At 36.2% G+C, this 10,931-nt stretch carries 12 protein-coding genes; all 12 read left to right on the plus strand.

The genetic code is table 11. The features are described from left to right. Window positions 1-100: 100 nt before the first annotated feature. On the plus strand, window positions 101-1,027 hold the full coding sequence (locus AC220I_RS12490; protein WP_486724173.1) for an ABC transporter permease: 927 nt from the start codon (window positions 101-103) through the stop codon (window positions 1,025-1,027). A gap of 9 nt (window positions 1,028-1,036) precedes the next feature. After that, window positions 1,037-1,927: an ABC transporter permease gene (locus AC220I_RS12495; protein WP_486724174.1), complete on the plus strand. Its 891-nt coding sequence runs from the start codon at window positions 1,037-1,039 to the stop codon at window positions 1,925-1,927. A gap of 11 nt (window positions 1,928-1,938) precedes the next feature. Then, window positions 1,939-2,922, plus strand: coding sequence for an ABC transporter ATP-binding protein (locus AC220I_RS12500; protein ID WP_486724175.1), 984 nt, complete (start codon window positions 1,939-1,941; stop codon window positions 2,920-2,922). 17 nt (window positions 2,923-2,939) lie between these two features. Further along, a complete protein-coding gene (locus AC220I_RS12505; RefSeq protein WP_486724176.1) occupies window positions 2,940-3,896 on the plus strand; it encodes an ABC transporter ATP-binding protein in 957 nt (318 codons plus the stop codon). 151 nt (window positions 3,897-4,047) lie between these two features. Continuing rightward, on the plus strand, window positions 4,048-5,307 hold the full coding sequence (locus AC220I_RS12510; RefSeq protein WP_486724177.1) for an Nramp family divalent metal transporter: 1,260 nt from the start codon (window positions 4,048-4,050) through the stop codon (window positions 5,305-5,307). 67 nt (window positions 5,308-5,374) lie between these two features. Continuing rightward, the gene (locus AC220I_RS12515; RefSeq protein ID WP_486724178.1) at window positions 5,375-5,608 is read left to right on the plus strand and encodes a hypothetical protein; all 234 of its coding nucleotides are present in this window, start codon (window positions 5,375-5,377) and stop codon (window positions 5,606-5,608) included. Window positions 5,609-5,717: 109 nt separating this feature from the next. Beyond that, on the plus strand, window positions 5,718-6,515 hold the full coding sequence (locus tag AC220I_RS12520) for an RNA polymerase sigma factor (RefSeq protein ID WP_486724179.1): 798 nt from the start codon (window positions 5,718-5,720) through the stop codon (window positions 6,513-6,515). A gap of 164 nt (window positions 6,516-6,679) precedes the next feature. Further along, the gene (locus AC220I_RS12525) at window positions 6,680-7,786 is read left to right on the plus strand and encodes an AAA family ATPase (protein ID WP_486724180.1); all 1,107 of its coding nucleotides are present in this window, start codon (window positions 6,680-6,682) and stop codon (window positions 7,784-7,786) included. A 9-nt stretch (window positions 7,787-7,795) separates the two neighbouring features. Continuing rightward, entirely contained in the window at window positions 7,796-8,977 is a 1,182-nt protein-coding gene (locus tag AC220I_RS12530; RefSeq protein WP_486724181.1) for a DUF2201 family putative metallopeptidase, read from the plus strand. Between the two features lie 13 nt (window positions 8,978-8,990). Then, window positions 8,991-9,314, plus strand: a complete 324-nt coding sequence (locus AC220I_RS12535; RefSeq protein ID WP_486724182.1) for a hypothetical protein — start codon at window positions 8,991-8,993, stop codon at window positions 9,312-9,314. A 133-nt stretch (window positions 9,315-9,447) separates the two neighbouring features. Beyond that, the gene (locus tag AC220I_RS12540) at window positions 9,448-9,831 is read left to right on the plus strand and encodes an ArsR/SmtB family transcription factor (RefSeq protein ID WP_486724183.1); all 384 of its coding nucleotides are present in this window, start codon (window positions 9,448-9,450) and stop codon (window positions 9,829-9,831) included. A 10-nt stretch (window positions 9,832-9,841) separates the two neighbouring features. Beyond that, window positions 9,842-10,891 carry an ACR3 family arsenite efflux transporter gene (gene arsB / locus AC220I_RS12545; protein ID WP_486724184.1) on the plus strand — a complete coding sequence of 350 codons (1,050 nt, stop codon included), beginning with the start codon at window positions 9,842-9,844 and terminating at the stop codon, window positions 10,889-10,891. The last annotated feature ends 40 nt before the right edge of the window (window positions 10,892-10,931 follow it).

The following is a 10,931-nucleotide window of genomic DNA, read 5'->3' on the forward strand; positions in this document are numbered from 1 at the left end:
AATTTAAAAAAATGGTAAACAAAACTCACTTCAAAGTTCATAGGGCTTTGGAGTGAGTCACATTTTAATAATGTAACAGGCAAAAAACAGTGGGGTAATTATGATTAAATATATATTAAAACGCTTACTAATGTTAATACCCGTAATGATTGGTGTAACCTTCCTTGTTTTTTTCATTATCAGTATGACACCAGGTGATGTAGCGTCTATGATCCTTGGAGATGGTGCTACACAAGAATCAATTGAAAAATTAAGAGAAGATATGGGACTCAATGATCCTGTGATTGTACAGTACATCAATTATATTAAGGACCTTGTTTCGGGCGATATGGGCAGTTCATATGCCACAGGTAAATCTGTCTCTAGTGAAATTGGATCCAGATTTCCGAATACCTTTAAATTAACGCTATCTGCAATACTTATATCCGTACTTATATCAATACCAATTGGTGTTATTTCAGCGACGAGACAATATTCAATATTTGATAATGTAGGCATGATTTTAGCTTTGATCGGTATATCTATGCCTTCGTTTTGGACAGGATTAATCCTCATTATTTTATTTTCACTCAATCTAGGCTGGTTTCCATCTGGTGGCATGACGGGGTTCAAGAGTTTGATACTGCCTGCTTTTACGCTGGCAATTGCATCGACTGCTTCAATCACAAGAACAACGCGTTCTTCAATGTTAGAAGTTATTCGCCAAGATTATATTAACACTGCAAAAGCAAAAGGTGTTAGCAGGAAGGTTGTTATAAGAAAACATGCATTAAAAAACGCTTTAATTCCAGCAATAACTGTTATTGGACTCGAGTTCGGCGTTTTATTAGGAGGTGCCGTGTTAACCGAAACTGTGTTCTCGTGGCCGGGGATAGGTAGACTTATGGTTGAATCTATTCAGAGAAAAGATACTCCTATGGTACTTGGTTGTGTCATTATCTTCGCGGTTTCCTTTAGTGTCGTCAATTTGATTATCGATATCCTATATGCTTATATCGATCCAAGAATCAAAGCCAATTATAGTTAGGAGGATACGATGAGCGAAAGTGTGATTGTTCAGAAAGAAATCGTTAAAACAAAAAAAAGAAGTCAAAGCGCAGATGTCTGGAAACGCTTAAAAAAGAGTAAAACAGCAATGATTGGGTTGGTTCTTATTGTCATGTTTTTAGGAATGGCAATATTTGCTGGGGTCATTGCAGATTACGAAGACAGTGCACTTAAGATAAATGTAAAAGAAAGACTCCAATCCCCCTCATCAGAACACTGGTTTGGAACAGATGAGTATGGAAGAGATATATTTGCAAGAATCGTTTATGGAACCCGAATTTCTTTATTCGTTGGTGTCATATCTGTGGGCATTGCATTATCCATCGGTGGATTTTTAGGTGCTGTTGCTGGATACTATGGTGGTAGGCTTGATAATATTATCATGAGACTACTGGATGTATTACTTGCAATACCGACTATCTTACTGGCGATAACAATCGTTGCAGCATTGGGTGCATCTATTATCAACTTGATGATAGCAGTGGGAATATCCAATATACCTGGTTTTGCAAGAGTTGTACGTGCTGCAGTCCTTAGTGTACGTGATCAAGAATACATTGAAGCGGCAAGAGCTATTGGTGCAAAGGATCATACGATTATCATTAAACATGTATTGCCAAATTCAATGGCACCTATTATTGTTTATGCTACATTAAAAGTAGCAACAGCAATTATGGCAACGGCATCCCTCAGTTTTATAGGACTGGGCGTTCAACCGCCTACGCCAGAATGGGGTAGCATGTTGGCAGGTGGTAGAGCCTATATTCGTGATCAAATGTCACTCGTGTTATTCCCGGGACTTGCTATTGTATTGACAGTATTATCTCTAAATCTCATTGGAGATGGACTTAGAGATGCACTTGATCCAAAGTTAAAATAAGGAGGTCGCTGGTGGGTTCAAATATTTTAGAAATTAAAGATTTAGTCGTTCATTATAAAACAGATGATGGTATTGTTGAAGCACTTAATGGTGTTTCCTTTAATGTGGAAAGAGGTAAAACATTAGGCTTAGTTGGTGAGACTGGTGCTGGTAAAACCACTACGGCCATGTCAATCTTAAGACTGGTTCCAATGCCTCCTGGCAATTATAAAAGTGGCAGCATCCGTCTTGAGGATATGTCTATATTGGACATGGAAGAACGCGAAATGGAAAAAATTCGAGGTAGCGTTGTTTCGATGATCTTTCAAGATCCAATGACGGCACTTAATCCAGTCATTAAAGTGGGCGAACAAATTGCAGAATCGCTGAGAATTCATAAAAATCTAAGTGATACAGACGCAATGAAAAGAGCAAAAGAAATGCTAGAGTTGGTAGGGATTCCTGGAAATAGGTCAGAAGAGTATCCCCATCAGTTTTCTGGAGGAATGAAACAAAGAGTTGTTATTGCGATAGCACTTGCTTGTAATCCCAAGCTGCTAATTGCTGATGAACCAACAACAGCGCTTGATGTAACGATTCAGGCACAAGTTCTGGAGCTGATGAAATCCTTGAAAGAAAAGTTTGGTATGTCGATGATTTTGATCACTCATGACCTTGGGGTTGTTGCTGAGGTGTGTGATGAAGTTGCAATAATGTATGCTGGAAAAATTGTTGAGCAAGGTACATTAGAAGATATTTTTAATCGAACTAAGCACCCTTATACAAAAGGCTTATTCGATTCAATTCCAAATATTGATGAAAGAAGGGCAGAACTTAAACCTATTAGAGGCTTAATGTCAGATCCTTATAATTTACCAAAGGGATGTTCTTTTTGTGACCGTTGTGATTATGCTTTAGAAAAATGCTTTGAGTTAAAGCCAGATAGCATCTTTTTTTCTGAAACACATTTCACAGAATGTCACTTGTATTCAGAAGACAAAGCTTATAGGTTATAGCCGGGAAGGAGTTCAACGTGAGTCAAAAACTATTAGAAGTAAAACATTTGAAAAAGTATTTTGATACGCCAAAGGGTAAACTTCATGCGGTTGATAATGTTAGCTTTTCAATTGAAGAAGGCAAGACATTGGGACTAGTGGGTGAGTCAGGTTGTGGGAAGTCCACTACAGGTCGCGTCATTTTAAGATTATTAGAAGCAACAGAGGGTGAAATTATATATAAAGGCCAAGATATTCGCACCTTAAATGCAAATGAAATGAGAAATTTGAGAAAGGAAATGCAACTAATTTTTCAGGATCCCTTTTCATCACTTGACCCAAGAATGACTGTAAGTGAAATTATTGAAGAGCCTATAAAACTCAATAATCTAATTAAAGATAAGAATAAGCGGTTTGAACGCGTTCTAGAATTAATGGCGCTCGTAGGTTTATCAGAAAGATTGATGAATACTTATCCACATGAGTTAGATGGAGGCCGTCGTCAGCGAATTGGTATTGCAAGAGCTTTAGCATTAAACACGAAATTCATCGTATGTGATGAGCCCGTTTCTGCACTAGATGTCTCAATACAAGCCCAAATACTCAATTTAATGAAAAAATTACAAGAACAGTTAGGGCTTACTTATATATTCATCACACATGATTTATCTGTAGTCAATCATTTTTCAGATGAGATTGCAGTGATGTATTTAGGCCAAATCATAGAAAAAGCAAGTTCAGAAATGCTATTTTCAAACCCTGTTCATCCATATACTAAGGCATTGTTATCAGCAATTCCTAGACCTTCTTTGGTGAAAAAACAAGAGAAAATCATCTTGAAAGGTGAGATAACATCCCCTATCAATCCTGAAGCGAATTGTAGATTTGCAGCAAGATGTCCTCATGCTCAAGAAATCTGTTATAAAACAGAACCCATCCTAAAAAACATTGGAGAAGATCATTTGGTATCATGCCACCTATTTGGAAATGCATAGGGCTGTCTGAAGCAATCATGAGTGTTGACACACCAATGATTGCTTTTTTTTGTTAAATTAGACTGCTTTATGGGCTCTTTACATAATGTTTGATTAGGTTTATTCTATAGATAAATGACCTTGAAAAGCAATATGGACATAAGGAGAACAAATGAAAATCTTAAAAGAGTTAAAAAATAAGCAGCATAATCCGATTTTTGGTATAAAAGAACTTTTAAAATTTATTGGTCCTGGACTTTTAGTCACTGTTGGTTTTATTGATCCAGGTAATTGGGCGTCAAATATAGCAGCAGGTTCACAATATGGCTACAAACTACTGTGGATGGTCACATTATCCACCTTGATGTTGATTATGTTACAGCACAACGTTGCCCATCTTGGAATCGTAACGGGTGATTGTTTGGCAGAGTCTGCCAATAAAAATTTAAAGGCTTGGCTGGCTAAGCCAATACTTATTACTGCGATTTTCGCAGCAATTTCAACGGCTTTGGCAGAAATTTTGGGAGGTGCAATTGCACTAGAACTCCTTTTTAAAGTACCCATAAAACTTGGGGCGGTTATTATCCTTGGCCTTATTCTCTACATGCTTTTTTCCAATTCCTATATGAAGCTCGAGAAATGGATTATTGGGTTTGTCTCCCTTATAGGTTTGTCATTTCTCTATGAACTCAGCCTAGTGAATGTCAGTTGGTCTGAGGCTGCCTATGGTTGGACCCACATCAGCGTGCCAACAGGTTCGATGCCAATTATTATGTCGGTGCTTGGCGCAGTTGTCATGCCTCATAATTTATTCCTGCATTCTGAGATTATTCAGAGTAGACAGTGGAATCTCGAAAATGATGATGTGATTAAGCAACAACTGAAATACGAGTTTACGGATACCTTCTTCTCAATGCTGGTAGGTTGGGCAATCAATAGTGCCATGATTATACTTGCTGCCACGACCTTCTTTGCAAATCGAGTTGCTGTTACTGAGCTTGGTCAAGCTGAAAAAATGCTCACACCGCTTGTGGGAAATGGAGCTGGTTTAATATTTGCCATTGCACTTTTATTTGCAGGTGTTTCTTCGACGATAACGGCTGGTATGGCAGGCGGGTCTATTTTCTCAGGCATGTTCAACGAACCTTATGATATCTCGGACCTTCATACAAAAGTAGGTGTTGCAGCTATTTTAGGTGTTTCGACATTTTTAATTTTTCTAATATCAGATCCATTTAAAGGCTTGATTTATAGCCAAATGCTTCTGAGTATACAATTACCGATTACTGTTTTTTTACAAATCTATTTGACCTCTTCGAAAAAGGTAATGGGTAAATACAAAAATTCCTTATTAGATCAAGTTTTACTTTGGGGCATAGGTCTTACATTAACGGTATTAAATATTATGTTATTTGTTAGTTTTTTTAATTAATGGTTATTCTTTTCCAAAAAGGATATAATATTTATGAGTCATTAAACTAAATAAGGGAGGCAGTGCTATGAATGGTTTAAGAACTGTCAGTTTCGAAGTTTTAGTGGAATGCGTTGACCTAGCTAGCGGGAATCCAGATGCATTTATCAAACTATTGCTTGAAAGAACTGGTGATCTTGAAAAGATCGCAATTACAGACAAAGGTAAACCGTGCTTTCTCATTCAGCCTCAGGAGCAAAAGGACTTAAATACAGTCCAATGGATCGATGCATACGCTTCTGAGCTCGACTTAAGAATGTAGCAAAACATGACTTCGCTATGATGAATATATCATAGCTTTTTTTGAGGCTATTTAACTTGTTAATTAAAATATAGCAATGCTCATTCTTGTTTCAGTAGAGGAGGTTTATATGGATGCATTTGAAACCATATATGAACAAAATTATAAGAAATTATATAACTTAGCCTACAGAATGACGGGTAATTTGCATGATGCAGAGGATGTCTTACAATCTGCATTTTTAAATGCATACAAGGGATTCCATAACTTTAGGGAAGACTCTAGTGTCGAAACTTGGCTGTATCAAATTGTATTAAATGAGTCAAAACAATATTATAAAAAGATTAATAAAATGCCTATGGATAAATTTGCAGAAGAGAATAAGATTAGTCTTGAAGAAGCCTATGGTTATATCAATAAATATGGAACGGTAGAAGACGAAATCATGTATACTGCCACAAAGGAAGCTTGCTTACAGATGTTTATGAATTGCTTGTCTTCAAAGCTCAGGGCGGTATTTACCTTGAGGGTCGTTTTAGATTTTACCACAGATGAAGTTGCAGACATGCTCAAGATTAAACCTAGTACCGTTAAGGTTTATTTGCATAGAGCTAGAACTTTTATAACTGCTAATGTCAAGGGAAAATGCTCTTTGATTAATCCCAGTAATCCGTGCAAATGCAGTGGCTGGATAAAGTATGCGTTAGAAACAGGTCTCAAAATTGATAATGCGGACATACGGGTTATTCAAAAAAAAGAAGCCCTGATAAAAGCTGCGTTTAAAGAAGAAATATCAGATCTTTATAAGGTTATGTTACTTTATAATACAGAAGTTATTCCCAAACCCTATGATTCATTTAAATCGCATGTTATGCAGTTGATTGCGGATAAATCCTTTAAACTACTGGATTATAATGACGAGCTTTAAATCAAATAATACAAATTAAATAATAAAAATCAAATAATAGATTAATCATAATAATACAAATCAAATAAAATAAAATAGAATAAAATCTAATGTAACCTTTTTTCAAAAGCTGACTCTAATGTAGTGAAGACATTAAAGTTTTGTATCTGAAAAGAGGTTTTTTTATGAGAATAAGTGAAGCGAAGAAATGTATTAAAGCAATTTATCTTAAAACAGATGCTGTTATTGCGCTTATCAGTGAAAGAGGTGTTGGTAAGACATCAGCATTTCAACAGGCAGCAGAAGAACTGGGCATTGGATACATAGGCCTCTATGCAGCCGCACTTGAAGGTCCAGATTTCATGGGATTACCAGAAAAAAACGGCAAACATCAAATAACACAATATTTACCGCCACAATTTTTGCCAACAGAACAAGCGGTTATGGCTGGCCAATGTCCCGAAAAGGGCATTTTAGTCTTAGAGGAAATTAACAGAGTACCCAGTGATACAATTTCAGTGCTATATCCACTATTGCTTGAGAAGAAATTAAACGGACACCAAATGGCAAAAGGCTGGGCAATTGGTGTCACTATGAATCCAGACAAACTCAATTATATGGTAAATGCACTTGATGATGCCATGCTAGATCGATTTATCGCCATAGAAATTACACCAAATATTGAGGATTATCTTGAATACTCACAATTGAACGCTCCAAATGAAGCGGTTTTGTCTTTTTTAAAGAAAATGCCTGAAATGTTGTTAGTCGTGAAGTCAAACGGAGAGAGTTCAGTCTTTTCAAAGTCACCAACACCAAGAGGTTGGACACAAGTTCAATTGATACTCAATCAATCTGAGCTCGAAAAAAGCCTGCTCAAAGAACTTGTATCCGGGATTGTTGGGCCTCAAGCGAGTGCCAGTTTTTTTAGTTATATGTCTCAACAAATGCCGCAAATACCAGATGTTGATATGATTCTAAATCATTACATTGAAGTGCGCATGGATGTCATAACTTTAATTGAAAAAAGACAAATGGAATGGATCCATTATTTGATTAAAGAATGCATTCGAAAAATAGAGTATGAATTTGAAGCTGCCAATCAGCAACAATTGGAGACTTATAGTGAAAATTTAGAGGATTTTGTTAAAGATTTACCAGATGAATTTCAACTTTTCTATTTTAAACATTTGATTCAATCTTTGCCTAATAAACACCAAGTCTTGACGAAATCTTCTGAGACTTTTGAAAAAATAAGTGGTAAAATAATTGATTTTGCTTATGAAATGTAGGTGGGTAAGATGTTAGATAGCTTGGAAAATAATAATACCTTCAGTTCTGAATGCATCAATGAGCTTATAAGAAAAGATCAAATGAAGTTAATCATGCACTATCCATTTTATGGACTATTGCTTATGAAAATTCAAGTACAAATAGATCCATACGCCAGTCAAATGAAATTCTCTTTTAATGAGCGCATAGTGATTTCATTAAACCCAAAGTGGTATGCAGCCCTAGATGGTCAAGAAAGGCTTAAGAATTGGATACACAATTTAGCGCATTTATTATTATTACATCCCACAAGGCGGTTTCAAAAAGATATCTCTGTTTGGTCTATCGCTTGTGATTTGGCTGTGAATGAGTTAGTAAGTCCAGAAATGGTAATAGAATCTAGTCCATCTGTTTTAGTATTGAATCAGGCGCTTAAGCTTAAACTCAAACCCGGAAAATTGGCAGACTATTATTACGATGAACTCCTTAGCTTAGAAGAACCCCTCTTTTTTGATAATAAGGATAACCAAATAGAATTGTTGCTGCCAACAGATCAAAAATTAAAGGTTCAACAAATGGATAATCTTGAAATAACATCTTCGGATCTGAGAATACTTGAAAGTGAATTATCCTCTTTTATAGATGACCAAATCAAATTAGGAGAAGTTTCAAATGTATTAATTGAAAAGCAGTATGAAATCTATCAAGCATATCATATTCACTGGCGAATACTCTTAAAAAAATTCATAACTGGAAAAGGCCATATCACTAAAAAAACAACTTACAAAAAGCTTTCAAGACGATTTGACCAAATGCCAGGAAAAAGACGTCAACTTGGAATTGATGCCTTTGTAGCCATAGACGAGAGCGGGTCAATTCAACCGGAAACATGGCATATGTTTCTAAATGAGTTAAAGCTTTTAAAAAAAATTACAAATGTCAATTTTTTGACCAGTAGGTTTGATCATACTTGCTCAGAACCAATACCATTAGAAGCCTTTATTAAAAATGCTCAAACTCAAAAAAAAGGAAGCACAGACTACAGACCAATTTTTGAAATTGTAGAAAGAAGGCGGATTAGGTTAGTGATTATTTTCACAGATGGAGAAGGTATTTTTCCTCAAAATACACATTGTAACGTTTTGTGGCTATTAACAAAAAGAACTCAAATTCCAAACAATTTAGGTCAAGCAATTTATATTAATGAGTAAAAGAGGTGCTTTAATGAAATATCAAATAGACGGTGGGCACTTGGTAATTGATATGAAATTACTGGGAGAACTTTTTTTAATACCAAATCAGCCCTTGATTCAAATACTGCGAAAAATGGATGTAAGGCCTGAAAGGACCAGTAAAAAGGAAATACTTTTAGATTTTAATTTTAAAAATAAATATGAGTTTAATGATATTGTATATGAAAATTTGAAAAATCTAGCCCTTCAATTTGAAGATCAGATTAAGGGTTCCTTAGTAGTCACGTGTATGACAACACATACTTGCCTTTATTTGTCCTTGCAATTTGGAGGTGAGGATTGTATAAAAGTATGATCAATTAATCACAAATAGGTACATGTAGATAAACTTGATGAAATAGACTTTACGAAATAATGAATTAGTGGTACTATATGAGTATATTCGAATATACTCATATAGTATTTTTTTGAGAAAGTGAGATCATGCGATGATTGAAATTTTAAAAGCACTCAGTGATGAAAATCGGCTGAGAATCTTGAATCTACTGACACAACAAACGCTTTGCGTTTGTGAACTTGAGGTCTTGCTAGATATGAATCAATCCAATGTATCCAGACATTTAGGCAAGCTCAAGTCTGCGGGCATTATCGTTTCCATGAAAGAAGGGCAATGGGTAAGATATGTAATTGATGGACAATTTAAAGAAAATCATCAAATGCTCTTTACTTATTTGCTAGACCAGTTTCAAACTGAAGCATCTTGCTTAAACGATTTGAAAAAGCTTAGGGCCTATAAAACGGGCAACCTCACCTGCCAAATGATTACGGAAGATAAACTCCAAGTCATTGAGGCAATTAATATTCAGAAATGAGGCATTTAAAATGAAAAGAGAAAAAGTATCTCAAGAAATGGATATCTTTGGTCGTTATTTGACGGTATGGGTAGGCCTTTGTATCATCGTCGGTGTATTAATCGGTAAGTTCTTTCCAATTTTTCCCGAGTTTTTAAGTCGATTTGAGTATGCCAAGGTTTCGATCCCTGTGGCAATTCTAATATGGCTGATGATTTATCCCATGATGCTTAAAATAGATTTTAACAGCATTGTTGAAGCGACAAAAAAACCTAAAGGTTTGACGGTCACCTGTGTCACCAACTGGTTGATTAAACCCTTTACAATGTACCTCATCGCTGCTTTTTTCTTAAAGGTAGTCTTTAAAGTCTTTATAACGCCAGAACTCGCTAACGAGTATTTGGCAGGGGCTGTTTTATTAGGGGCAGCACCTTGTACGGCTATGGTCTTTGTGTGGAGTCATTTGACAAAAGGCGATCCAGCTTATACGGTGGTTCAGGTTGCTGTAAATGACCTCATACTCCTCTTTGCCTTTACGCCGATTGTTGCGCTATTATTGGGGATATCAAACGTCATCGTCCCTTATGATACCTTATTTTTATCTGTACTTTTATTTGTGGTTATTCCACTGGTTGGTGGCTATTTGTCTAGAAAGCATATTATTAAGAGCAAGGGTATGGCATACTTTGAAACCGTATTCTTAAAGAAATTCGATCAAACAACGATTATAGGCTTATTGCTGACACTCGTCATCATCTTTTCATTCCAAGGTGAAACCATTCTCAATAACCCAGCCCATATCGTTTTAATCGCTGTGCCATTGATTATTCAAACCTTTTTGATCTTCGGTGTGGCATATTTCTGGGCCAAAGCATGGAAGCTCAAGCACAATATAGCAGCGCCTGCAGCATTAATCGGTGCGAGTAATTTCTTTGAACTTGCTGTGGCGGTTGCCATCTCACTTTTCGGCCTTCAATCCGGAGCAACACTGGCAACTGTGGTAGGCGTTCTGGTAGAGGTGCCAGTTATGCTGACACTTGTTAAGATTGCCAACGGGACCAAACATTGGTTCGCAGATTAGGTCAATTAAAAGCATTAGAGAATTGCCTTGAAATTGATTA

Source organism: Fusibacter sp. (assembly GCF_057447755.1).